The 25,835-nt window shown below is 41.4% G+C and carries 24 protein-coding genes; 9 read left to right on the top strand and 15 right to left on the bottom strand.

Annotation, left to right across the window (positions count from 1 at the left end):
• Positions 1-98: 98 nt before the first annotated feature.
• Together NMG88_RS15085 and NMG88_RS15080 are read right to left on the bottom strand one after the other, a co-directional pair.
• Complete coding sequence (locus NMG88_RS15085; protein WP_026787734.1) at positions 99-1,058, bottom strand: protochlorophyllide reductase; 960 nt, start codon at positions 1,056-1,058, stop codon at positions 99-101.
• A gap of 180 nt (positions 1,059-1,238) precedes the next feature.
• Positions 1,239-3,251, bottom strand: coding sequence for a DICT sensory domain-containing protein (locus NMG88_RS15080; RefSeq protein WP_227357950.1), 2,013 nt, complete (start codon positions 3,249-3,251; stop codon positions 1,239-1,241).
• A gap of 355 nt (positions 3,252-3,606) precedes the next feature.
• Here NMG88_RS15080 and NMG88_RS15075 point away from each other — a divergent pair, with 355 nt between their 5' ends.
• Both NMG88_RS15075 and NMG88_RS15070 read left to right on the top strand, forming a co-directional pair.
• Positions 3,607-4,356, top strand: a complete 750-nt coding sequence (locus tag NMG88_RS15075; protein ID WP_254035576.1) for a DNA-methyltransferase — start codon at positions 3,607-3,609, stop codon at positions 4,354-4,356.
• Positions 4,353-4,877: an MvaI/BcnI family restriction endonuclease gene (locus NMG88_RS15070; protein ID WP_254034811.1), complete on the top strand. Its 525-nt coding sequence runs from the start codon at positions 4,353-4,355 to the stop codon at positions 4,875-4,877. The genes NMG88_RS15075 and NMG88_RS15070 overlap by 4 nt, the downstream gene beginning before the upstream one ends.
• Before the next feature lie 69 nt (positions 4,878-4,946).
• Here NMG88_RS15070 and psaB read toward each other — a convergent pair whose 3' ends face one another.
• Positions 4,947-7,175 carry a photosystem I core protein PsaB gene (psaB, locus tag NMG88_RS15065; protein WP_042154357.1) on the bottom strand — a complete coding sequence of 743 codons (2,229 nt, stop codon included), beginning with the start codon at positions 7,173-7,175 and terminating at the stop codon, positions 4,947-4,949.
• Positions 7,176-7,266: 91 nt separating this feature from the next.
• Positions 7,267-9,522, bottom strand: coding sequence for a photosystem I core protein PsaA (gene psaA, locus NMG88_RS15060; RefSeq protein WP_026787738.1), 2,256 nt, complete (start codon positions 9,520-9,522; stop codon positions 7,267-7,269).
• Between the two features lie 662 nt (positions 9,523-10,184).
• Here psaA and NMG88_RS15055 point away from each other — a divergent pair.
• Both NMG88_RS15055 and NMG88_RS15050 read left to right on the top strand, forming a co-directional pair.
• Positions 10,185-11,660, top strand: a complete 1,476-nt coding sequence (locus NMG88_RS15055; protein ID WP_254035575.1) for a hypothetical protein — start codon at positions 10,185-10,187, stop codon at positions 11,658-11,660.
• Between the two features lie 381 nt (positions 11,661-12,041).
• Positions 12,042-12,995: an alpha/beta fold hydrolase gene (locus NMG88_RS15050; protein ID WP_144390455.1), complete on the top strand. Its 954-nt coding sequence runs from the start codon at positions 12,042-12,044 to the stop codon at positions 12,993-12,995.
• On the opposite strand, the gene NMG88_RS15045 is transcribed toward NMG88_RS15050, so the two are convergent.
• Positions 12,979-14,067, bottom strand: coding sequence for an ABC transporter ATP-binding protein (locus tag NMG88_RS15045; protein WP_042154359.1), 1,089 nt, complete (start codon positions 14,065-14,067; stop codon positions 12,979-12,981). The genes NMG88_RS15050 and NMG88_RS15045 overlap by 17 nt on opposite strands.
• A gap of 137 nt (positions 14,068-14,204) precedes the next feature.
• On the opposite strand from NMG88_RS15045, the gene NMG88_RS15040 reads away from it, so the two are divergent.
• The 3 genes from NMG88_RS15040 (at position 14,205) to NMG88_RS15030 (ending at position 16,654) form a co-directional block, all read left to right on the top strand.
• A complete protein-coding gene (locus tag NMG88_RS15040) occupies positions 14,205-15,878 on the top strand; it encodes an ABC transporter permease (RefSeq protein ID WP_227350662.1) in 1,674 nt (557 codons plus the stop codon).
• Between the two features lie 225 nt (positions 15,879-16,103).
• Positions 16,104-16,319, top strand: coding sequence for a hypothetical protein (locus tag NMG88_RS15035; protein WP_052369541.1), 216 nt, complete (start codon positions 16,104-16,106; stop codon positions 16,317-16,319).
• Between the two features lie 116 nt (positions 16,320-16,435).
• A complete protein-coding gene (locus NMG88_RS15030; RefSeq protein ID WP_042154361.1) occupies positions 16,436-16,654 on the top strand; it encodes a hypothetical protein in 219 nt (72 codons plus the stop codon).
• A 64-nt stretch (positions 16,655-16,718) separates the two neighbouring features.
• On the opposite strand, the gene NMG88_RS15025 is transcribed toward NMG88_RS15030, so the two are convergent.
• From NMG88_RS15025 to NMG88_RS14990, 9 genes are all read right to left on the bottom strand, one after another.
• Positions 16,719-17,009 (bottom strand): hypothetical protein, encoded by a 291-nt coding sequence (locus tag NMG88_RS15025; protein WP_042154363.1) that lies wholly within the window; start codon positions 17,007-17,009, stop codon positions 16,719-16,721.
• An 81-nt stretch (positions 17,010-17,090) separates the two neighbouring features.
• On the bottom strand, positions 17,091-18,080 hold the full coding sequence (locus NMG88_RS15020; RefSeq protein ID WP_042154364.1) for an ABC transporter permease: 990 nt from the start codon (positions 18,078-18,080) through the stop codon (positions 17,091-17,093).
• Between the two features lie 58 nt (positions 18,081-18,138).
• Complete coding sequence (locus NMG88_RS15015; protein WP_042154366.1) at positions 18,139-18,654, bottom strand: adenine phosphoribosyltransferase; 516 nt, start codon at positions 18,652-18,654, stop codon at positions 18,139-18,141.
• A 70-nt stretch (positions 18,655-18,724) separates the two neighbouring features.
• A complete protein-coding gene (locus tag NMG88_RS15010; protein WP_042154368.1) occupies positions 18,725-19,120 on the bottom strand; it encodes a phosphomannose isomerase type II C-terminal cupin domain in 396 nt (131 codons plus the stop codon).
• A gap of 79 nt (positions 19,121-19,199) precedes the next feature.
• Positions 19,200-19,334, bottom strand: coding sequence for a hypothetical protein (locus tag NMG88_RS22510; RefSeq protein ID WP_264477055.1), 135 nt, complete (start codon positions 19,332-19,334; stop codon positions 19,200-19,202).
• Between the two features lie 164 nt (positions 19,335-19,498).
• On the bottom strand, positions 19,499-20,179 hold the full coding sequence (locus tag NMG88_RS15005; RefSeq protein ID WP_227350663.1) for a DUF305 domain-containing protein: 681 nt from the start codon (positions 20,177-20,179) through the stop codon (positions 19,499-19,501).
• 171 nt (positions 20,180-20,350) lie between these two features.
• Complete coding sequence (locus NMG88_RS15000; RefSeq protein WP_042154369.1) at positions 20,351-21,205, bottom strand: GGDEF domain-containing protein; 855 nt, start codon at positions 21,203-21,205, stop codon at positions 20,351-20,353.
• Between the two features lie 111 nt (positions 21,206-21,316).
• Positions 21,317-21,640: a PDC sensor domain-containing protein gene (locus NMG88_RS14995; RefSeq protein WP_042154371.1), complete on the bottom strand. Its 324-nt coding sequence runs from the start codon at positions 21,638-21,640 to the stop codon at positions 21,317-21,319.
• Positions 21,641-21,698: 58 nt separating this feature from the next.
• The gene (locus NMG88_RS14990) at positions 21,699-23,249 is read right to left on the bottom strand and encodes a B12-binding domain-containing radical SAM protein (protein WP_227365553.1); all 1,551 of its coding nucleotides are present in this window, start codon (positions 23,247-23,249) and stop codon (positions 21,699-21,701) included.
• 133 nt (positions 23,250-23,382) lie between these two features.
• Between NMG88_RS14990 and NMG88_RS14985 the strand changes: the two genes are divergently transcribed.
• Positions 23,383-24,495 (top strand): precorrin-6A/cobalt-precorrin-6A reductase family protein, encoded by a 1,113-nt coding sequence (locus NMG88_RS14985; protein ID WP_042154374.1) that lies wholly within the window; start codon positions 23,383-23,385, stop codon positions 24,493-24,495.
• 52 nt (positions 24,496-24,547) lie between these two features.
• Positions 24,548-24,964, top strand: coding sequence for a secondary thiamine-phosphate synthase enzyme YjbQ (locus NMG88_RS14980; RefSeq protein WP_026787753.1), 417 nt, complete (start codon positions 24,548-24,550; stop codon positions 24,962-24,964).
• Positions 24,965-24,972: 8 nt separating this feature from the next.
• Here NMG88_RS14980 and NMG88_RS14975 read toward each other — a convergent pair whose 3' ends face one another.
• Entirely contained in the window at positions 24,973-25,761 is a 789-nt protein-coding gene (locus NMG88_RS14975; protein WP_052369545.1) for a hypothetical protein, read from the bottom strand.
• Between the last annotated feature and the right edge of the window lie 74 nt (positions 25,762-25,835).

The following is a 25,835-nucleotide window of genomic DNA, read 5'->3' as shown; positions in this document are numbered from 1 at the left end:
AAATGAATTGTATAGCAGGGAACAGGCCCCCAAACCCCCCGTGCGGGCTAGGGGGGGAAGGGGAGGGGTTCTATTTACCAACAATTAAAAGCGTTTTATTAGTAAGCTAATCCCACCAACCTAGCACTTAAATCCCACATTTTTTTGCCTTTTTCATCATCACTGGCTTGAGGAGAAACCTTCTGCACAAAAGACTGGCGATCTTTCTTCTGACGATTTCCCCAACTCCAATACATTCCAGACTGTTTATATTCAGGATCAGCCACCACCATTGCGACGCGATCGCCCGATAATTCCTCCGTGACAAATCCCCCGGTAATATATTTTTGAAATAGGGGAAAAATCTTTTGAAATAGGGGATAATGGTTGCGGAATAAAGCCGTTGTTGCCACACAACCCGGATAAAGAGAAGTAAAAGTAATCCCCGTAGAATCATGGTAACGGCGATGTAATTCTCGCATGGTTAAAACATTACAAACCTTACTATCTTTATAGGCTTTAACAGGTTCAAATTGTTTGCCATTAATCATCGTAATCGGATCTTTGAAACCTTCCGCAAAACCTTCGAGATTTCCTAAATCTGGACGCGGGGGAATTTTACCTCCTAACTCGTCGGGGTTGTGAGTAACTGTTCCTAAAATCACCATTCTGCGATCAGCAAAAGTTGATCTTTTCATATCCTCTAACATGACATTGCAGAGGTAAAAATGGTTTAAATGGTTGGTCGCCATCGTTAATTCATAGCCCTCTGGACTCCATAATGGCTCCTTAATTAAGGGCATATAAATCGCCGCATTACAGACCAAGGCATCCAGGGAGCGACCCAAAGACCGGAAATTAGCAACAAACTGTTTTACACTGGCTAAAGATCCTAAATCTATGGGAAGAATTGTATAGCTGTCCTTGGACATTCCCACGGATTGGGCCGCCCGTTCGGTTTTGGCTAAATCCCGACAGGCCATCACCACATACCAACCCTTTTCGGCCAAGGCTCTAGCGGCTTGCAAACCAACGCCCGAAGACGCTCCCGTAATCACAACTGTTGCTTGATTTGCCATGAAATTCTAACTCAATTTACTATTGTTGACTCTTTCTAGGATCTCATGTTTTACCACACTGGTCACTATTGTAGTGAGTCCTTCAGGACTCAGAGTTAGATAGCCCTAAAGGGCTTACTACAAAACTCGTAGAGTCCTTCAGGACTCAGAGTTAGATAGCCCTAAAAGACTTACTACAAGTCAAGAATCACTTTCAACATAAGGAATCGTAAAATGGAACTGACTCCCTTGATTTTTCCCCTGAGAATCTGCCCAAATTTCCCCGCCCCAACCATTCACAATTTGTCTGCTGATCGCTAATCCTAGGCCCGTTCCACCCACACTCCGACGCAAGGAACCTTCTTCTTGATAAAACCGCTCAAATACCGCGTCTAAACGATTGGGTTCAATCCCCCGTCCGGTATCGGAGATCGTCACTTCTATCATTTGATCTCCATTACATTTGGCGTTAATTTTAACTTTACCATCAGAATTGGTAAATTTACAGGCATTATCTAATAGTTTAGAGAGTAATTCTACTAACCATTCGCCGTCGGCTTGAACTAAAGGTAAATTCGAGGGAACTTCTGTTTGAATCGCGGGAACTTGATTTTGATTATGATGGGTACGAATTCCACTAATTGCTAAATCAATACATTCTTTGAGTCTTAAAGATTCGGGGTTCCAATCAACTCGACCACTTTCTAAATGAGACAATTTTAAAAAATCTTGGACTAATTTTCTTAACCTTTCTGCATCTTCTAAGGCCGTATCTAACATTACTTTTCGCATTTCCACGGGCATATCTGGTTCTTGATTCAAACTTTCTAAACAAATTAAAATGGTGGATAAGGGAGTTCTAAGTTCATGGCCGGTAATCGCAATTAAATTACTACGAGTCCGTTCTAATGCTTCTAATTGTTGGTTTAGATCTTCTAAGTTGGCATAGGTTTCCGCTTGAATAATTGCAGCACCTAGTTGAGTTGCGATCGCATCTACCATTAATAAATCATCTTCTTGCCACTCGGAAAGATTACAATTACATTGGTGTAATTCTACCATTCCCAAAAGTTGACCTTGGTATAAAATAGGAATCATTAACCAACCTTTAATTTCCAATTTTTGGGTTATTTTTTTTAAGGATTCTTGGGATTTTACTGAATTATTATTATTGTTATTAAGCCAGTCTATGTCAATTTCATCCGTTTGATTAATATAAATTGGTTCTTGACGTTTAACAACTTCTTGAAAGAGCGGATTTTCTCGCAAAAGCCAAGTTTTTCCGATGATAGAAACTACATCATTACATAAATATTCATTAGAAATTTTAACAGAATTATCCGTGGCTTTGCAGCGATAAATCAGACAACGACAAGCACCCATAGCTTCCCCTAACTCATGAGTTGCGACTTTAATCACCTCTTGAGGATTGAGAGATTGGCGAATGGTGGATGTAATAGAATTAACTAAACGTTCTTTTCGTTCCTTAGCAGCTAAAGACCGATAAACTCGTAAAAGTTTATGTTGACCCGCTTGTAAATAGGTGACTAAACGATAAGCAAAGGGATCATTCAGGGAAGAATAATCGCTAGAACTCGAATTAGATTTTGTTCGATTTGAAGATTTTTTACTTTTTTTAGTTGCGGAACGAATATTATAAAATAGAAAGGCTTGTTCAACTTTTTCAGCTAATTCAGGACGGTAATATAAAGTCCGTTCTAATAGTAATTCGGCAACCTTAATCGAAACTTGCCGATCGGATGTCCAAATCCCTTCAAAGGGACGAGCCTGATCCATTAATAATTTTTCGGTTATATCGGAATTCTGTACTAAATCTTCGCGTTCAACACAAACTAAACAGGTTGCATAATATTGTCCTAAAACCAATAAATTCCATTCTTGACTCAGTTTATCCTGGGGATCAAATGCTACTGTTTCGTGAATATCAGAGGAGTTTTGAAACTCTGTTTTTTCGGCTGCCATCACATAAACCTGGGGTGTGATCGCGGCAATTTTTCGGTAACGGTGAGCTTCTTGACGATAAAATCTTTCCTGTTGAAAGGTAGCAATTACTAGAGGTTGTTCAGTTGTGGCTAAAACTTGATCCTCCATCGCATGAGATAGGGCAGTTAAAGAGGATTTAAAATAAATTTGGGGCTTTAAACTGGGCAAAAACTGCACCAATTCCGTTAATACCGAGGTGGAGACACTCATTTTATATTAAATCTATAGCTTTAACTGGATTTTTAACTAAAGACGTATTTATGTTAGTGTTAGCCGAGCAAATGGAGGTTATCTTCACTATGGGTTATGATAGTGTTGCAGTTGTTTGACCAAGGCTAAAACTAGCTCAAAGTTAAGGGAAAGTTGATCATTAGCTGAACTCATTTTCCATTACCCTTTGGGTCTATAAGTATTTTACCGTAAATCATGGATACTGGAAAATAATCAATTTTTTTGAGTAGCTCTTGACTGGAGGCAAAAGCTGTGTTTTTAAAGCAAATGCAGGTCAATATCTAGTTATTTTTACTCAAATAAAAGACCTTTAAGTTATTATCAGGAATAAATAATGAATCAGAATGAATTATTAGATAAGTTTATTTGTGGAGATTGTATATCCATAATGAGTCGAATGCCAGATAATTGTCTGGATTTAGTTGTAACTTCCCCACCCTACAACCTAAAAAATTCTACCGGAAATGGGATGAAGGATGGTAGAGGTGGCAAGTGGAAAAATGCTCAACTTGTGCATGGTTATTCAGACTATGACGACAATATGCCCCACGAAAAATATGTGGAATGGCAAAGAGAATGTCTATCGCAAATGATACGTTTATTAAAAGATGATGGGGCAATATTTTACAACCATAAATGGCGGGTTCAAGATGGTTTGCTTCAAGACAGACAAGATATAGTTTCGGGTTTTCCAGTCCGACAAATTATCATTTGGCGACGAAAAGGAGGAATTAACTTCAACCCGGGTTATTTCTTACCCACCTACGAAGTCATTTATTTAATAACGAAGCCAAAATTTAAGTTGACACCTAAAGCTAATGCTCATGGTGATGTTTGGGAGTTCACGCAGGAAATGAATAACTCCCATCCCGCACCTTTTCCCATAGCATTAGCCAGGCGATGTATTGAGTCAACAAATGCCGAAATAATTCTTGATCCTTTTATGGGTAGTGGCACGACAGCAGTAGCAGCAAAAAGGCTAGGAAGAAGTTTTATTGGGATTGATCTATCGGCAGAATACTGTCAAAAAGCTGAACACAGGCTAAGAACTGATACACCTCAATTGGAATTATCATTTTCATGAAAATATACACCAAAAATGAACTAAAAGCGGAATTAGCAAGAATTCGTGAGCTAGGATATATCCAAAATGCTCGTAAAGGAAATGATGGTGGAATTGGTAATACTCTCGAAGATTTACTCGGTATTACTGAGAATAACCTACCCATACCTAATGCGGCTGAATGGGAATTAAAAACTCAACGAATTAATACGACCTCTTTAACGACATTATTTCATTTTGAACCCTCTCCAACGGCATTAAAACTGGTACCATCATTATTACTACCTTGCTACGGGTGGAGGCACAAACAAGCCGGTAAGAAATATCCAGAAACGGAAATGAGCTTTCGACAAACTATTCATGGTTTAAATCGAAGCGATAGAGGTTTTCAGGTAATTGTAGATGAAACAAGCAAAAAAGTTTTGATATCATTTGATTATCAATTTGTAGCTGAAAAACATGATCAATGGCTACAAAGATTTGAAAATGGGGTAGGAATTAATCAGTTAAATCCTCTTTACTTATTAAAAAATAACCAATAAAAATCCCCCACTCGAAGGCAGGGGATATTTTTAATTACCGATGAAACGAGGATTCAGTTAACAGTTACATCAACCAAACTTACTCGCAGTCGAGGCAATTAGGAACGCCGCGTAGGTGAGGATATAGCCAACGGTGAAGTGAGCTAAACCAACCACACGAGCTTGAACGATAGACAGAGCCACGGGTTTGTCTTTCCAACGAACTAAGTTCGCCAGAGGAGTCCGCTCATGGGCCCAGACAATCGTTTCGATTAACTCTTGCCAGTAACCCCGCCAAGAGATCAGGAACATAAATCCAGTCGCCCAAACTAGGTGTCCGAATAGGAACATCCAAGCCCAAACCGACAGGTTATTGGTTCCATAAGGGTTGTAACCGTTAATTAACTGAGCCGAATTCAGCCACAGATAGTCACGGAACCAGCCCATCAGGTAGGTGGAGGATTCGTTGAACTGAGCAACGTTTCCTTGCCAAACGCCCAGGTGCTTCCAGTGCCAGTAGAAGGTAGTCCAACCAATGGTATTCAGCATCCAGAACATCGACAGGTAGAAAGAGTCCCAAGCGGAGATGTCGCAAGTACCACCACGGCCAGGGCCATCACAAGGGAAGGCATAACCGAAGTCTTTCTTGTCGGGCATCAGCTTAGAGCCACGGGCATCCAACGCACCTTTGACCAAAATCAGGGTGGTGGTGTGCAGACCTAGAGCGATGGCATGGTGAACTAAGAAGTCTCCAGGGCCAATGCTCAGGAATAGGGAGTTGCTACCAGAGTTGATAGCATCTAACCAACCGGGCAACCAAACGTTACCAGCGTTAGGCCAAGCAGTGGTGGCGATGCTGTCAGCGTTGGACAATAAAACATCCATGCCGTACAGCACTTTACCCGAAGCCGCTTGAACGAATTGAGCAAAAACCGGTTCAATCAGAATTTGCTTTTCAGGAGTTCCAAAGGCAACCACAACATCGTTATGGACATATAAGCCCAGGGTGTGGAAACCGAGGAACAGAGACACCCAGCTTAAGTGAGAGATGAGGGCCTCTTTGTGCTGTAACATCCGATCCAAGACGTTGCCTTTGTTCTGTTCGGAATCATAGTCGCGCACCAGGAAGATTGCCCCGTGAGCGAAAGCCCCGACCATTAAGAACCCAGCAATATATTGGTGGTGGGTATACAGCGCCGCCATCGTGGTGTAATCCTTAGCGATGAAGGCGTAGGGAGGCAGCGCGTACATATGTTGCGCTACCAGGGAGGTGATCACACCCAGCGCAGCCAGAGCAAATGCTAACTGGAAGTGCAGGGAGTTATTCATGGTGTCGTACAACCCTTGATGAGGCAGGTTGAACGGCCCTTCATTTTTAAATCCGAACAAAGGATCTTTGGAATTCATCATTTCTTTGATGCTATGACCAATTCCGAAGTTTGTCCGGTACATATGGCCCGCAATGATGAATAACACTGCGATCGCCAAATGGTGGTGAGCCATATCCGTCAACCAGAGAGACTCCGTTTGAGGATGGAAACCACCTAAGAAGGTCAGAATAGCGGTTCCAGAACCCGTAGAGGTTCCAAAAATGTGACCAGCGGTATCTGGGTTTTGTGCGTACACACCCCAGTTACCCGTGAAGAAGGGAGCCAGACCTGCCGGGTGGGGCAGAGTGCTGAGGAAATTATCCCAACCCACGTGCTGTCCGCGAGATTCAGGAATGGCAACGTGAACCAAGTGACCAGTCCAAGCCAGGGAACTAACCCCGAACAGACCTGCCAAGTGGTGGTTCAAACGAGATTCAGCATTCTTGAACCAAGACAGACTGGGACGATACTTAGGTTGCAGGTGTAACCAACCTGCGAACAGGAAGGTAGCAGCCAAAAGCAACAGGAAGATAGACCCTTGATACAGGTCAGCATTTGAGCGCATTCCGATGGTATACCACCAGTGGTACACCCCAGAATAGGCGATGTTAACTGGGTTAGAAGCACCCGCTTGGGTGAAAGCTTCTACCGCAGGTTGGCCAAATTGGGGATCCCAAATGGCGTGAGCAATGGGGCGAACATTTAAAGGATCTTTAACCCATTGTTCAAAATTACCTTGCCAAGCGACGTGGAACAGGTTGCCTGAAGTCCAGAGGAAAATGATAGCGAGGTGACCGAAGTGGGAAGCAAAAATCTTTTGGTAAAGATTTTCCTCTGTTATACCATCATGGGTCTCGAAATCATGGGCTGTGGCAATCCCGTACCAAATCCGACGTGTTGTCGGGTCTTGGGCCAAGTCCTGGCTAAATTTTGGGAATTTAGTTGCCATAAGTCCTAACTAAATCGTGTTCTTTGTGATTCCGCTTCAGAAGGGGGAAGAAAGTAGATTAGATTTCCTCCCACCTCTGAGCAGAGAGTTTTCATCCTACTGAAATAATTCGGGCTAGGAAGAATGCCCAAGTTGTAGCAATGCCTCCTAAGAGGTAGTGAGCTACACCAACCGCACGACCTTGAGTAATACTCAGAGCGCGAGGTTGAATTGCTGGGGCTAATTTCAGCTTGTTATGGGCCCAAACAATGGACTCAATCAGTTCTTGCCAGTAACCGCGGCCACTGAACAGGAACATTAAGCTGAACGCCCAAACGAAGTGGGCACCCAAGAACAACAGACCGTAGGCGGAGAGGGCTGATCCGTAGGAACTGATTACCTGAGCAGCTTGCGCCCACAGGAAATCACGCAGCCATCCGTTGATGGTAATGGCACTCTGGGCAAAGTTGCCACTGGTGATGTGAGAAACGGTGCCGTCTGAACCAACTGTTCCCCAGACATCGGATTGCATCTTCCAGCTAAAGTGGAAAATTACGATGGAGAGGGAGTTGTACATCCAGAACAGACCCAGGAAAACGTGATCCCAGCCAGAGACTTGGCAAGTACCACCCCGACCTGGCCCATCGCAAGGGAACCGGAAACCCAATTCACTCTTGTCAGGAACCAAGCGAGAGCTACGGGCGTATAAAACGCCTTTCAGCAGAATTAAAACCGTGACGTGAATTGTGAAGGCATGGATATGGTGAACCATGAAGTCCGCCGTACCTAACACAATCGGCATCATTGCTACTTTGCCACCGACGGCTACGACACCGCCACCAAACACGGGGCTAACACTGGCTAAGGCATGGGGAGCAGTGCTACCAGGGGCCAGAGTGTGAATGTTTTGTATCCATTGGGCAAATACGGGTTGGAGTTGAATCCCTGTATCCGAGAACATATCTTGGGGACGACCAAACGCACGCATGGTGTCGTTATGGACATATAACCCAAAGCTATGGAATCCCAGGAAGATACAGACCCAGTTTAGGTGGGAGATAATTGCGTCGCGGTGACGAAGCACCCGATCAAGCAAGTTGTTGACATTGTTGGCCGGAACATAATCACGCACCATGAAAATGGAAGCGTGAGCGCCCGCACCCACAATCAGGAAGCCACCAATCCACATATGATGCGTGAACAGGGACAACTGCGTGGGGTAATCCGTCGCAATGTAAGGATAGGGAGGCATTGCGTACATGTGTTGAGCCACAATAATACTCAAAGAACCCATCATTGCGAGGTTAATCGCCAACTGAGCGTGCCAAGAGGTGGTCAGGATTTCATAGAGTCCTTTATGGCCTTCTCCAGTGAAGGGGCCTTTATGGGCTACTAAGATTTCCTTCATGCTGTGACCAATGCCCCAGTTTGTCCGGTACATATGGCCAGCAATGATGAACAGGACTGCCAGTGCCAGGTGATGGTGTGCAGTATCGGATAACCACAGACCGCCTGTTTGGGGGTTTAATCCACCTTTGAAGGTTAAGAAGTCCGAATAGACTCCCCAATTCAAGGTAAAGAATGGTGTTAAACCTTGTTTAAAACTGGGATACAGTTCTGCCATCAGGTTGGGATTGAGAATGAATTCATGGGGTAAAGGAATATCCTTCGCCGCCACTCCCGCATCCAGCAATTTGTTCACGGGTAAGGACACATGAATTTGGTGTCCTGCCCAAGACAAACAGCCTAGACCCAACAAGCCAGCTAAGTGGTGGTTCATCATCGACTCCACATTCTGAAACCATTCCAGTTTGGGAGCGCGTTTGTGATAGTGGAACCAACCAGCAAACAGCATCAAACCTGCCATTACCAGCCCACCAATGGCGGTGCAATAAAGCTGGTATGTGTTGGTGAAACCAGAAGCTCGCCACAGTTGGAATAACCCAGAGGTAATCTGAATCCCGTGGAAGCCACCACCAACATCACCGTTTAAAATTTCTTGGCCGAAAATTGGCCATACAACTTGAGCGCTAGGCTTAATCCCCGTAGGGTTAGCCAACCAAGCTTCGTAGTTCGAAAATTTAGCGCCGTGGAAGTAGGCACCACTTAACCAGATAAAAATCACGGCTAAATGACCAAAATGGGCGCTAAAGATTTTACGCGAAATATCTTCTAAATCGCTGGTATGACTATCGAAGTCGTGAGCGTCGGCGTGTAGGTTCCAAATCCAAGTGGTGGTATTTGGCCCTTTGGCGAGGTCACGGCGAAAGTGTCCAGGTTTAGACCATCTTTCAAAAGATGTAGGAACCGGATCTTTATCAACCGTAACCTTTACTTTTGCCTCACGCTCTGGAGGACTGATTGTCATTTAGACTCTCCTCGACCTGTGACAAAAAATAAGTAACGTTGCAGATTTTGACAGAAGTTATACCCCTTTTTCAAAATCCTTAACAAAAGTTAGTGTTTCGTTAACTTGTTCCATAGATAAATTTCTATGAGACTAATTATTCAGGTTTATACCTGCACTAAAACCAACCTTTGTTCGGGGGCAACAGAACGCCCCTGTGTTTGCCTTAAGGCTTTTAAAATTTTATTTCCACAACTAACCCAGACTTAAACCCTTGCATAGCAATGGCTTTCCGTTTGGGGTAGCTGTTGTCTTTAAATGATATATCATCTTTTTGAATCCGGGGGGAATGACTTGGTAACAATAATTAAAATTTCCCCTGATTCTTTACAAAATCATCATTTTAGTTTCCATAAGGGTTTCAAAAAGTCAAATCTTTCTCAATAAATGTTACAAAACTTAAAATTTATCAAAATAACTTAGAAGGTTGAAAACCTTGTCCATTTCAAGCTGGAATCAAAATCAATTCCACCGGACTTTCATCTCTATGTGCTTGATGTCCCGATTCCGCGCTAGGATTGGTCTGAACTCCTCAAGTGGCACCCTACCGAACCCAGGGAGGTTAAATACCCCCCTAAAACCGATAGATTAAGGCTGGGCTTATGATTTTCAATAAAAAACTTATGGATAAAATTAGATTGGGCTTCTTTCAAAAAAATCAGGTGCTAAATCCCATACTTCAGATATGGACAAGAGTAAAAACCCAACTCAAAACCCTGTTAGCACTCTTAATAATCGTCAGTCTGGCTGGATGTGGAAATTCCTCCTCAGAAGTTCCGCCCCAAACTCCTCCAACCCTGACGATATCCAAATCCGCGTCACCGATTTCCCAAGTTTCTTCCCCCAAACTAATCCAGAAACTGCATCAATCCTTGGATGCTTACCAGCCTCAAGTTACCATCCTCAATCCTAAACCCGATCAACTAATCGAAGACGATACAATTAACCTGCAACTCCAAGTTCAGGGTTTACCACTATTCCAAGATCCTAAATTCGGTTTAGGGCCACATTTACAAGTAATCCTCGATAACCAGCCCAATATTGATATTTACGATATCACTACCCCCATAACCTTCCCCAAACTAGACCCCGGAACCCATACTCTAAGGGTGTTTGCAGCCTATCCCTGGGATGAAAGCTACAAAAACGAAGGGTCTTTTGCCCAAACTACCTTTCATGTTTTCACAAAAACCCCTAATGATCACCCCGACCAAAATTTACCCCTACTTACCTATAACCGTCCCCAAGGAGTATACGGTGCGGAACCAGTTTTACTAGACTTCCACCTGAATAACGCCCCTCTACATATTGTGGCTCAAGACAACCCAACGGATGAAATAATAGATTGGCAAATTCGGATTACCCTTAACGGCGAAAGTTTCACCACCGATAAATGGCAACCTCTATATCTAAAAGGGTTAAAACCGGGTAAAAACTGGGTACAAATTGAATATCTGAATGAACAGGGAAATCCAGTTGATAACGTTTTTAATAAAACCGCCCGGGTGATTACCTATAATCCCAATTTCAAAAATACCCTGTCTCAACTGACTCAAGAAAAATTATCCTTTGCAGAAGTTAAAGGAATCCTGAATCCTAATTTTGCCACTCAAGACCTGATTAAAACCCCTGAACCGGAAGAACTTCCTAACACCGAACCCGAAGTTATTTCGACTCCCCTAGACGAACCCACGCCCGAACCTCTTGAGGAAACGACACCAGAAGCAGAATTAATCGTAGAACCTGAAACTACTCCATCGGAAACTATAGAATCAATAGTAGAATCTGAAACTACTCCATCGGAAACTATAGAATCAATAGTAGAATCTGAAACTACTCCATCGGAAAATATAGAATCAATAGTAGAATCTGAAACTACTCCATTGGAAAATATAGAATCAATAGTAGAATCTGAAACTACTCCATTGGAAAATATAGAATCAATAGTAGAATCTGAAACTACTCCATTGGAACCAGTAGCAACTGAAATTCCAGCAGAAAAAACCACGCCGGATATTTCCCCTGAGTCCCTAATTAAACAATTAGGTGAGTTTTTGAGTCGTTTTCATCTTCCTTTTTTAAATCCAGTTCAGGTATAGCAGTTGCCGCATCTATTAGGACATTCTTGAAAGCTAAAAACTGCTCACAGTAAGTATTTACCTATAGCGAGATTGCCTATTCCCTATTGCCTCTTGCTATAACATCTAATTCTCCGATACCCTCACCTGAAATTGTTGATCAAGTTTCCATTTCAGAACCTGTCACCAAACCCCAACGGTCAGAAAATATTAATCTAGTTCCCGAACTTCCCTAAATAGAAGATTCCACACCAGAATCAACAATTGAACCCGAAATCATCACCGAAGAAACCCAAACCGTTGACATCGAGTAAACTATCTAATTTTACAGATTACGTTAATAGTTTGTTTAAAGGTTAATGTAATCTGTAAAATTCATTCAATTAATTATTTACCGATATTATGAAAGCTAATTCCCAATCTTCCCTATTTACTCCTGAATCAAAATCCTATAATTGGCAGGGATATGAATGTTATTATGAATATTATCCGACCGTTAATCCTAATATTGATAATGATATTTCATTATTATTAATTCATCCGATTGGAGTGGGATTATCTGGAAATTTTTGGTATAGATTTTGTCAAGAATCGCGGGAAAATGGATTAAATCATGCCATTTATAATCCCGATTTAATCGGTTGTGGAAATTCTGATATTCCAAAATTTGCCTATTATCCCCAAGATTGGGCGGAACAATTGCATTATTTTTTACAGAATATTATTCAAAAACCTGTCATTATAATAGTACAAGGAGCGTTATTACCCGTTGCGATCGCCCTAACTCAACTCCAAAACAAATCTAATTCTAACTTAATTAAAGGATTAATATTATCCGGCCCCCCAGCTTGGCGAGTCATGAACGAACCCAGTTCAGAAAAACAGCAAAAACTCGTCTGGAATCTATTCTTTGATTCTCCCATTGGCAATTTATTCTGGCTCTATGCCCGTCGTCGTCAATTTATCGAATCCTTCTCCATTCGTCAACTTTTTGCCAAAGCCGAAGATGTCGATCAAAATTGGTTAGACTTATTAGAAACAGGGGCAAAAAATGATCAAAGCCGTTATGCCGTTTATTCCTTTTTAGCTGGATTCTGGCGACAAAACTATACGGATATTATGGCAGAAATTTCGATTCCCACCTTAGCGGTTTTTGGGACAACTGCATCTAGTATTAGTCGCAGTGGATTTTCAGAAACCCCAGAACAACGTTGTCAACTTTATGAAAAAGGCTGGAAAAATTGCCAATCTGCTATAATTCCAGGGCGTAATGTTTTACCCTACGAATCGACCTCAGAATTTGTTAAAATTGTTGCCAAATTTATCCGTCAACTAACCCCTAATTTTTCCGACTAGGAAACACCCGCAAAGCATTTTCAAGGACAGAAACATTAACCCGCATTCCCACAGGTAAAGCCGTTGTAGCACTGGTTCTGGCGATGAGTTCCCGACCGGATGGAACCTGCAAACTATAGTGATTTTCCCGTCCGAGAAATTGGCGATCGCGAATCACAACCGGGGCGTTATCATCAGGTTTAAGAATAAAATCCTCTTGTCGTACCATTAATTCTACCCGGTCTAATTTATCCCAATCTGGGTTAACAGCATCTACAAGATAGGGGTTAATAGCAAAACAACCCAATTCCGTTTCCCAAAAATCTCCTCGACGTTTGGCGGGAATAAAATTAGCTTGGGTAACAAATTCTGCCACAAACCGAGAGGCGGGTTGTCGATAAATCGTTTCCGGTGTGCCAAACTGTTCTAGGTGTCCGTCTCGCATCACCGCCAACCAATCAGAAATGGCTAGGGCTTCTTCTTGGTCATGGGTAACAAAAATTGCGGTGGTTCCTGCTACTTTTAAAATATCGCGTAATTCCTGTCGCAATCTTAACCGAACCTGTACATCTAAATTACTTAAAGGTTCATCTAATAATACTAAAGCTGGATGGGGAGCTAAGGCGCGGGCTAGGGCGACCCGTTGTTGTTGTCCTCCCGATATTTCATGGGGATAGCGTTTTTCATAACCCGATAATCCCACTAATTCTAAAACTTCTGCTACCCGTCTGTTCATCCCTAAACTAGATTTTTTCTTAGTATTTTTTAAGCCAAAGGCAATATTTTTAGCAACGGTTAAATGGGGAAATAAGGCATAATCCTGAAACACCATTCCCACATCTCTTTGTTCTGGCGGTATCCAATAGTCCAAACCGGCGACTTCCCGCCCCGCTAGGGTAATGGTTCCGGTGTCCGGTTGTTCAAATCCGGCAATCATTCGCAATAACGTGGTTTTCCCACACCCAGAAGGGCCTAATAGTCCGAGGATATCCCCTTCATGTAAGTCTAGGTTAACGGCTTGAACGGCTGGGGTCTGGTTTTGAGGAAACTGTTTACCGACGTCCTCTAAATGCAGAATTACAGATTGAGTCATCTTTACAGGCATTAATTTGATCTTAGGGTTGAACGGTACTGTTGAAACTAATATTGCTGAAACTTCATTCTAATTATACTCCCTTTTTAGGATATATTCTCACTAAGACTTAATTAAATTTTTAGGAGTGTTTGGTTGTGTCATTATTGTCCTGGGAGTCCTTGAGCAAAGCCCTGCGTAGCTTGAAGCTGGACGTTTGGACTGTTTTTGTGGTGGCGATCGCTGTTTTGATTGCAACTCCGGTATTATTTGTATTAAGCAGTGTTTTCGTCAATTCTACTGAGGTCTGGAACCATTTAGGCTCAACGGTTCTCCCAGGTTATATTCTTAATTCCTTATTGCTAATCTTTGGCGTTGGTAGTATTGTGTTGCTGCTCGGGGTGAGTAGTGCTTGGTTAGTTACCCTGTGCCGATTTCCGGGTAGCCGTTTGTTTGAATGGGGGTTGTTAATTCCCCTGGCCGCCCCTAGTTATATTCTCGCCTATGTGTACACTGAATGGTTAGAATTTTATGGCCCGGTGCAAACCCTCCTAAGAAACACTTTTGGATGGAGCGGAATTGATGACTATTGGTTTCCTGATATTCGTTCGATTTGGGGAGCAATTTTTTTATTATCTTTAACTTTATATCCCTACGTTTATTTATTAACCAGAGTTGCGTTTTTAGAACAATCAACCTGCACCTTAGAAGCAAGTCGTTCCCTCGGTTGTAACCCTTGGCAAAGTTTTTTTACCGTAGCTTTACCCCTCGCCCGTCCCTCTATTATTGCCGGATTAGCTTTAGCATTAATGGAAACCCTGAATGATTTTGGAACCGTTCAATATTTCGGAGTTGATACTTTTACAACCGGAATTTATCGAACTTGGTTTGGGATGGGAGAACGGGTGGCAGCTTCCCAATTAGCGGCGGTTTTAATGTTATTTATTTTAGGATTAATTTTACTCGAACTTTGGTCACGTCGTCAAGCCCAATATTACCAAACGGGAAATCGCTTTCAATCTTTAAATCAATTTAAACTCACGGGATTTCGGGCAGGATTAGCTTTTTTTATCTGTTTATTCCCGATTGTTTTTGGGTTTCTAATTCCTAGTATTATTTTATTGAAAATGACCTTAGAAAATTTAGGCACTTTTTTGAATGCTGAGTTTTGGAGTTATGCCTTACACAGTTTAACTTTAGCGACTATTAGCGGAATTTTAGCGGTTCTGATCGCCTTAATTATGGCCTATGGTGTCCGGTTAAATGCTAATTCCCTGATGCGATTATCCACCCGTATTGCTGCTATGGGATATGCGATTCCAGGTTCGGTAATTGCGGTGGGTATTTTAATTCCTATTGGTAGATTAGATAATGCAATTGATGGGGTAATGCGGTCTACCTTTGGTATTTCTACGGGATTGTTATTGAGTGGCACAATTATCGCTTTAATTTATGCCTATTTAGTCCGATTTTTAGCAGTTTCTTTTGGGACAGTGGAATCGAGTTTGAGTAAAATTAAACCTAATTTAGATGAAGCTGCCCGGAGCTTAGGATATGGAGCAACTAGCACTTTAATTAAGGTGCATACCCCGATTATGTGGAGTGGGTTATTAACAGCCGGAATGTTAACTTTTGTCGATGTCATGAAAGAATTATCAGCGACCTTAGTGATTCGTCCATTTAATTTTGATACCTTGGCAGTTCGGGTTTATAATTTAGCTTCCGATGAACGATTAGCTGAAGCCGCTGCCCCCGCATTAGCGATTGTTTTAGTGGGGATGATTCCGGTTATTTTCTTAAGTTTAAAAATCAGTCAATCCCATCACCATTGACCGTCAAAAAGTATTTTTATCTAGTCTATAATAGTGTCCCGTCAAAGCTGCATACTCAATATCCCCTGAGTCCATTCTAAACCCTTAAAAGGTGACTCGGCCTTTTCTTGATGTATCACTAATTATATTAAAGATATTAAAGTTCCGTATAAATACGAATTCCCAGTTATGGTTATTTTTGTTAATGTTGAATTGACAAGTTCCCTTTGAAAGAGGATTAACGTTATGAGTAAACAACCGCCAGAAGACAATCTAAAAGAAGCCGCAGGTTTTGCCGCCGGAGGAGCAGCAGCAGGAGCAGGAGCAAGTGCCTTATTGGGAGGAATGGGTTTAGCTATCGGTGGAACTGCTGTTGGGATTGGGATGGCGCCTGTTGTGGGCTTAGGTGCAATTGTTGGACTTGCTGCCTATGGACTGAAGAAAGCAACATCTAAAGACTAAAGCCAATAGCAATTTTTGTTAACTATAGGGTGGGTAACTTGACAACTGTTTTAATCTGAAGCATCAAGTCACAGTTGATCACCCACCCTACTAAAGTTTAATATCTTAAATAATTTATGGCAAAAAAACAGCCGAATCCTTTACAAAAAATGGTGCGAGGATTTCTTAGGGATATGATTAATCAGACGAATGATCAAAAACCCGATAAATCTTCAAAACCAAAACGAAAAAAACTGGTTGTTGAAAATCTCGAATTAGATCCTAAATCTAACGCTGGTACATATAGAGGTTTTCTAGGGATAAAAACCCTAACAAATATTTTGATCCTGTTCTAATTAACCCAAGAGAAAATTGCGATCGCTATCAAACTCTATCAGTTTACTTTGTTTTGTTACCCGGTTAATTTTGTTTAATTTGGATAAATTCAATCTGCGGTAAAAGGGGCTCTTTAACCATCGCAATACCAGTAAATCCCCAACGCTGTAAAATCGGTTTAATTTGATAACCTGTAACTGATTCTACCGCAAACCGATCTTTGACATCCGTAGCGTGTTTGTTTAAATAACTCAAAGCATCAAAATTTTCTGAAAATAATAATAAATAGGCCGATGGACTATCGGGTTCAGGATGGGCGGTAACATAACGTCCATCAGCTTTTGAGCGCAGAATATAATAAACTTCAGAGAGCATTTAAACCGTCTCCTTAAAATTGCAAACTAGGTTAAACCTAATTTATTTTGATCCTATTATCTCTATTTTACCGCTAAAATTTCATCGTAAATCTTCTAATTTAATTCTAGGGTCAACGGCTTTTAAGAGTAAATCCGCTAATAAATTCCCAATAATTAACATAACCGCCCCCATCATTAAACTCGCCATAACTAAATATAAATCCTGTTGTTGTACCGCTTGTAAAATTAATTTACCCAATCCTGGCCAGTTAAAAAAGGTTTCGGCGATAAAAGCTCCCCCTAATAAACTGGCAAATTCAAAGCCTAATAATGTGATTAAAGGGTTAATGGCATTCCGTAGGGCGTGAACATAAATCACCCGATTTTCTGGGAGTCCTTTCGCCCTCGCCGTTTGAATATAATCTTGGCGTAAAACATCTAAAAGTTGTCCTCGCATTAATCTTTGTAACCCGGCAAAACTGGTAATACTTAATGCTAATGTCGGTAAAATACTATGCCAAGCAATATCGGCTATTTTTCCCAGGGGTGATAAATCGGGAAAATTAATACTGGTCATGCCGCCAACGGGAAATAGGGGAGAGGTTTTTTGAGCTAAAAATAATAATAATAAAGCGGTGATGAAACTGGGAAAACCCTGTCCGGTGTAACTAATAACTTGCAAAAATCGGTCGGTAAAACGATTCTGATTTACCGCCCCAATTATCCCTAATGGAATGCCGATTATCCAGGTTAAAATTAACGATGAAAATGCTAATAATAATGTAGCAGGAACTCGTTCTATTAGCAAGGAAGTAACGGAACGTTGATTGGCAAAACTAAAGCCAAAATTTCCCCGGGTGACAATTTGGGTTAACCAATGCCAATATTGTTCTAGGGGAGATTTATCTAGGAGAAATTGTTCTCGCAGTTGGTCTAAGGTTTCAGGGGAAATTTGAGGATTATTTGAGAGGTTATCTAAATAATCTCCGGGAGCAAGTTGAGTAATGGTAAAACATAAAGCCGATGCTAAAAGTAGAGTTAAAAGCGCTTGTAATAATCGCTTACCAATATAGACTAATGTTTCACTCATAATCCTAATTTTACCCCTTGATAACTAACAAATTTACCCTGGAAAAACTCTAAAACTATTAATCATATTGTAACAGACTAATTACCGGAACATCGGGCAATTGTTCCCGTCCCTTTAACCCGGTGAGTTCAACCACAAAACAAAATCCTGCTATCGTAGCCCCGGCTTGTTCAACTAATTCTGCGGTGGCTTTGGCTGTGCCTCCAGTGGCAATTAAATCATCAACAATTAAGACTTTATCCCCCGATGAAAGGGCATCTTGGTGCATCTCCAAACAATCTGTCCCATATTCCAATTCATATTCTGCCCGATAGACGGCTGCGGGTAATTTTTTGGGCTTACGAATTGGAATAAAACCTACTTCTAATTGATAGGCTAAGGGCATTCCAAATAAAAAACCCCTCGACTCCATTCCCAGAATATAGTCAGGAGACAAAGGACGACATTTTTCTGTTAAAGAATCAATTGTATATCGAAGTCCATGGGGGTTTTGTAACAGGGTAGTAATATCTCGAAATAAAATTCCAGGCTTAGGAAAATCGGGAATATTGCGAATGAGAGACTTTAAATCCATGAGTATTTTAGTAAAGGAGAAAATTGATAGACTCAGGTAAATTGTCTATCATTTTGTCCGTTCTGTCGAGTTATTTTTTAGTCTGGCTTTTGGTATCTTCTTCGGGAAAACGAGTAATATCATCATCTCCTAAATATTCGCCATTTTGAACTTCAATCATCACTAAAGGAATTACCCCAGGATTTTCTAGGCGGTGGGGGGTATTCATGGGAACATAGGTGGACTGTTTTGGAAGTAGTAAAATTTCCTCTCCGCCACAGATGACCCTAGCGGTTCCAGCGACAACAATCCAGTGTTCACTGCGATGATAGTGCATTTGGGTACTGATATGATAACCCGGATTTACCACAATTCGATTAATCCGATAGCGCTCGCCTTCTTCTAGTAGGCTAACCTGACCCCAAGGCGGTGTCCGAGTCGTTGATTCTTCACTAAGGGTCGGTGATGGGGTTTTATCTTGGCTCATAATTATTTGTGGGTAATTGATTGGTTATTAATTTTAAAGCGTCTAAGGTCAATATGGATATTAAATATTATACCTCAATTTACCAAGGACTACCAATTAAGGTAAAACCCGACCAATAATAGGGGTGAGTCAGACTTTTAGAGGGTAAATTTTGCAATTCTGGAGGTAAAGGAATGGCTTGTTTATCGTCTAATTGTAAATAACCATTTTCCAATTTTATCTCTCCTTTTAAAAGTTTAATTTGTGCTTTTCTTAACGCAGTAGACTGAGTAATCCAGCATCTAAACTTAATAATACGGATTTACCCCTTTTTTTAATTAATTTTTATCAACTCTTTACATTCATTATTCCTGGGTACAAGGGAACAGGGATAATACATTAATTAGATCCGGGTTTTAACCATTGTTTCATCAGCTTAATTTCTGCTGCTTGGGAAACTAAAATAGCTTGGGAAAGTTGCTGAATTTCAGGTCGTTTTGACTTCGATTGAGCATCTTTTGCCATAATTAATGCCCCTTCATGGTGAGGAATCATCGCCTGAATAAATCGTTGATCAAAACTACCATCAGCAGCGCCTAAATCAACCATCATCATCATTGATTCCATCTGTTCCTTAGACATGGACATACTGTGACCCATAGCGGCATGATACATGACAGCATCTTTCGCTTGGGGATACCATGTTTTCCGCCATTCCTGCATCTGAGCAATTTCTTTTTTCTGGGCTTTAATAATTTCTTCTGCTAATTTTTTAAGTTCAGGATTATTAGATTTTTGAAGCACCTGTTCAGCCATTTTAATCGCCCCTTGATGGTGGGGAATCATCCCATCAATAAAACGTAAATCATACTCAGCATCAGCCGGCCCCAAATCCATCATCATGCTATGATTTCCTGGCATCATGCCGTTATTTTGGGCTAGAACTGTTTCCGAACTAACGGGAGTTGCTGTTTCTGAAGTCATGGGTTTAGAATGGGATTGAAGCATTGTACAAGCTCCCAAAATCAAGGTAATAGGAAGACCTAGGATGGGTAATAAAAACCGAGCATTAAGTTTCATAGTTTTGATGTCAAAATTAGCAAGAAAAGGATCAGTAAGTTAAGATTAAATCAAAATTTGATTTAACGCTTAAATCTTTGACTTCAGTATAACATAAAAAAATGAAATGAGCAAAAATAATTACCATTATAATCCTTAGCAAGTGGTTAAAAAGTTACTGGAAATATCAATTTAAAATTGCTGATTCATATTAGGATTAATAACAACAACCTGATCGCGTCCCTGGGCTTTAGCTTGATATAATGCCTGGTCTGCAAATTGTAATAAATTATCACAGGATTGGGTATGTTCAGGAAACCCCGCGACCCCAATTGATATAGTTACTCCTATTAAAAAATCATAGGAATACTCATACTGTAAGTTTTTAATCTTTTGACGTATTTCTTCCGCAATAATTTCAGCAACTTCAACATTTGTATTGGGTAAAATAAAGACTAATTCTTCTCCCCCATAACGATAAGCCAGATCAGAAGTTCGCATCACTCCTTGTACCGCTTGAGAGACTAATTTTAAAACAATATCTCCAGCTTTATGACCGAAATTATCGTTAAATTGCTTAAAATGATCAATATCCGCAATTAAAATACTTAAACACTCTTGTATTTTTTGGGCTGATTTGAATACCTGGGGTAATACGAGATCTAAATATCTCCGATTAAATAACCCGGTTAGGGGATCATGAATACTATCATAATGTAAGGATTCTTCGACAATATTACTATGTTCGATGGTTGTTTCTAGGATTAACTCTAAGTTATTTTTTCCCTGACTTAATAAAGTGACTAAGGATTGTAAATGTTCTTGAGATGCTTCGAGTTTGAGTTGGGCTAAATAGTGTTGTTCGATTTCGGCTTTGAGTTTTTTCTGGGATTCGCGTAACTGAGTTTCGACTAAATCTCCGTGATCAATGATAACTTCTAATATAATTTCCAGATCAGCTTTTTCTTGTTTAAGAGTTTCTATATCTTGGCGAAGTCGGCTGATATAATCTAACAGTTGTTTTTCAGAAAGATGCTCATTTTTCATTAACTTATACTTACCATAAAGGATGAAATTAGATTTATAACATTATTGATTTAATATTAATTCAAATTGTTAACTGACCCATTATCGGCTGATCCAAAAAACTCCGTTAGCTCATTTTATCATGTCAGCATTATCTCCGTTAATTGGTGTCGAGATCGTTAAATTTAGTTTATTTGTAATAGATGAAATATAAAGATTTTGAACAAAAGTCTTGTAAATACCAGATTGAAAATATTTTTCTTGATCCCGATATTGACCTTCGGATTTGGGATTAGTAGAAAAAACAATTTGTCCCCCAGTTGCCCTCAAAATCTGAACTTCCTGAAAGTCCGGTTTGGTAGCTAATACCGAAGCCATATATTGCCGGATTTGAGTATGAGCATCCTGCCAGAGTTGGGAACTGGGATCATCAGTTACTAAAATTAACGTCTGCACCCTACTTTTTTAATGATTCGGTACATTTCCTGAATTAATAGTATATTCAATTTCTGAATTATTCAGGACTTACTAAGGGGTGAAGATTCATCTGTTGATTAATCCTTTCTCGGGCCAAGGCCCGATATTCCCAGAAATGTTCCCCGGCTGCACATAGCCCCAGATACAGATTCAGCAGTTGGGGTTTTTTCTGGAGGATGATCCACAGTTGACTCCAAAACTGTCCCCTAATCTCAGGCCGCCGTATCCCCTGATGCCAGATCACCTGGGTTACTAATCTTAACCCTTTACCCAGGGGAAACTGCATGGTTTGTTTTTTAGTTGTGGAGCAGTTAATTTTCAGACATTGTTGCAAACAGCGACGCAGATAATTTTCTGGCTCGTATAATGTCCAAAACCCTTCGATATACTCCTGGGCGATATCGGCCATGGGGCGAGTCGGGATGAAATTCATCAGGGTATTTTGGTCGCCAGTGGGATGGCCGTTTCCCGCCATTAAGCGTTTTTCTTGTTTCAGCCGATCCCAAAGCGCCGTATTGGGGAGAGCCTGAAGGATACCCAGCATCGGTTGCGGAATACTGGTTTCTTCAATAAAGGCTTGAATCCGATCGCCCGCGCCCGCCTTCTCTCCATCAAAACCTAGGATAAACCCGGCATAAATCAGTAGCCCCGCCTGGTTAATTTTACGACAGGCTTCGGATAAGGGACTACGGGTATTCTGCTGTTTGCGGGTGAATTTCAGCCTATCTTGGTCAGGGGTTTCAATTCCCAAGAAAACCGCATAAAAACCCGCTTTCCCCATCAGTTGTAAGAGTTCATCATCTTCGGCTAAATTGACCGAGGCTTCGGTAATAAAAGTGAAGGGATGGTTATGTTGCTCCATCCAGGGAATCAATTCCCGCAGAAAGGACTTAACATTCTTCTGATTACCAATAAAGTTGTCATCGACAATAAACAGAGAACCACGCCACCCCAGATCATAGAGGGTTTGTAACTCCCCTAGGGCCTGAGACGGCTCTTTGGTGCGGGGTTTGCGGCCATACAGGGAAATAATGTCACAAAATTCGCAGTTGAAGGGACAGCCTCGGGAAAACTGCATCGCCATCATAAGATAGCTATCCCTCTGAAGCAGGTCAAAACGCGGGATCGGACTTTGCCTAACATCGGGCTTTTCAGTGGAGCCAAAGATCCCCTGGGTTTGACCTTGACTCAGGGCTTCTAGGAATAGGGGAATAGTCATTTCCCCTTCATCAAGAATCAGGAAATCAGCCCCAGCGTCGAGGGCGTCTTGGGGGACGGATGTGGGATAGGGGCCACCCACGGCTACGGTTTTACCCAGGCGCACCGCTTTTTGAATTAAGGCTTCAAAGTCAGGTTTCTGCACTAGCATGGCGGAAAGAATCACCAGATCGCACCAGTCCCAGTCGGCTTGGGTTTCACAGGTGACATTGCGATCGCGAAATCTCATCTCCCAGTCTTGCGGTAACAGGGCTGCAACTGTAATAATACCTAACGGTGGAATCACTGCTTTTAGACCAGCAATTTCCATGAAGCGATCATAAGACCAGAAAGATTGGGGAAATTGAGGATAGATCAGCAATACTTTCATGGATTTTTAGTTTCTAATTTTATTGACTGTAGGTAAAATTGGCTTAATTTTTATCTATCTTAAGTATGATTATTTGATCAAATCACCAAAATTGAATTTCTGTTAATCTAATCCAAACTAAATTTTTTTTACAATGTCAAGACCTACTGTATATTTAGCAATTACCAATCATGGATTTGGTCATGCGGTTAGAACCTCTGCGGTTGCCAATGAAATCCAAAAACGTTGTCCTGATGTGTTATTAATTCTCGTCACAACGGCTCCCCGATGGTTATTAGAATCTTATTTGGAGGGAGATTTTATTATCCGTCCTCGCGGTTTTGATGTGGGGGTGGTACAGTCGGATAGTTTGACGATGGATAATACAGCAACCCGGGAACAATGGCAACAAATCCGTCAACAGCAACGGGCAATTATTGCTGGGGAAGTGAGTTTTATTAAACAAAATAAAGTTGATTTAATCTTAGCTGATATTTCTCCCCTTGCCACGGAAATTGCTAAGGCTGCGGGGATTCCCTGTTGGATGATGGGTAATTTTGGTTGGGATTTTATCTATCGAGATTTGGGGGAAGAATTTATGGAGTTAGCAGATTGGATTTGCGGTTGTTTTAGTCAATGCGATCGCCTGTTTCGGCTTCCTCTCCATGAACCGATGACGGCTTTTCCCCATCAAATTGATGTGGGTTTAACCGGGGGAAATCCTCGGTTTGATTTAGACTATCTCCGGGCAAAGTTAGGGATTAAAACCCCACCCGAAAAAACCCTATTATTAACTTTTGGTGGTTTGGGATTATCGGCAATTCCCTATCATAATATTGAACGGTTATCGGATTATACGTTTATTACATTTGATCAGCATTTACCCCCCTTTCCCAATTTAATTCAAGTTAGTAATTCTCAGAAATTACCCGATCACAATTCCCATCCCTTCCATCTCCGTCCGGTGGATTTAATGCCCCTATGTAGTCAGGTAATTTCTAAACCCGGTTATAGTACCTTTGCGGAGGCATTACGGTTAGATATTCCTGTGGTTTCTTTAACCAGAGATGGATTTGCAGAAGCTCCGGTTTTATTAGAATGGTTAGAAAATTATGGGACACATCAGATTATTCAGGCGACGGAATTTTTTCAAGAGGATTGGAATTTTCTACACCAACCTTTGATCAAACCCCGTTTATCTGAAACCTTAGATAAAAATGGGAATGAAGCGATCGCTCAATCTGTGATTGACTATCTTATGGGTTGACTTTATTATTTAAGGATAATTAAGCCCTGAAGGGCTTACTACGGGTGAAATTATGGCGCATTATCAAGAAATTTTGGAAATACAAACCAGTGGAAAATCCTTTTCTACAATTACGGCTTATGTACAGGAAGTGGTTAATAATTCTGGGATAAAAATCGGAATTTGCCATCTATTTTTACGTCATACTTCCGCCAGTTTAATTATCCAAGAAAACGCTGATCCTGATGTTTTGAGGGATTTAGAGAACTTTTTATCTAAGTTGGTTCCCGAAGGCAATTATTATATTCATGATGCCGAAGGAGCCGATGATATGCCCGCCCATATTCGCACTGTTCTGACCAATACTTCTGAAGAAATTCCGATTTCCCAAGGACGGTTACTATTAGGAACCTGGCAAGGAATCTATCTCTGGGAACATCGACGTCATCGTCAAACACGGGAATTAGTCGTACATATTACGGGAGACTAAAACCGATTTTAGGGGGATTCGGTCGGTATGGAAATGGACTCTAAATAGTGCAGAAAATCCAATAATTCATTATCAGTTAAATGCTGGCGAGACCGTTTCCCATAGGTTTTGAGTAAATGGGCGCGACCTTGTTCCTGCGTCCATTGTAGCCGCTTTAATTCAATATCCGTTTTAGCAATATCCGAGGAAAAATCCGTTGTTTCGAAAGAACGACCAGAACCCGCCGAGGCTTGGCTAAATTCGGGTTCATCGGGATAGGTGGGGATAACTTCGGGACTTGCAGGAACCGGAGGTAAGGAAGCACTACGTCCTTTAGAACCCTTAGCAGAGGACGATTTGCTCTCCGTATCCTTGTCCGGGGTCTTGTCGGTTTTGGGCTGAATATAGGTGGCTGATAACCAATCATCGGAGGTGAGAGACGCGGAGGGAATTCCCTCAGAATCTTGATCGGGGATAGAAGATGGAGCGAGGGGGGGTGGACTCTCAAGGTTAGGAGAGGCTGCGGGAACTGAAACAGGCGTCGCAACTTCCGGTTTGAGTTCCATGGGTGTCGGTTTTAAAGGTTCCCTGGGGGTAGAAGGTTGGGGTCGGGTGGTATCAATATCTAGGGATTGAATCGCCCGTTTTTTGGCTTGATCCTCTGCTAACTCAACGGTATCGGCGGCGGCTAATCCCGTGGTTAGGATCGCCCCGTCGATTTCAACCACCGCCCGTACCACATATTTTCCTAGGTAAATGGTGAGTAACTCAGAAATTAAACTTGCCGTCGGATAACGCGATCGCAATTGAGCCAACATAATAAATAATTCCTAAACAAACTACGATATACTTAAAGATTAGTCATTCACAAAGCTAAACGTCACAAATTCTA

Origin of the sequence: Planktothrix agardhii (genome assembly GCF_904830935.1) — a bacterium.
GTDB lineage: Bacteria > Cyanobacteriota > Cyanobacteriia > Cyanobacteriales > Microcoleaceae > Planktothrix > Planktothrix agardhii.
The sequence above is the reverse complement of the archived record's forward strand: the minus strand, read 5'-3'. Positions and strand labels throughout refer to the sequence as shown.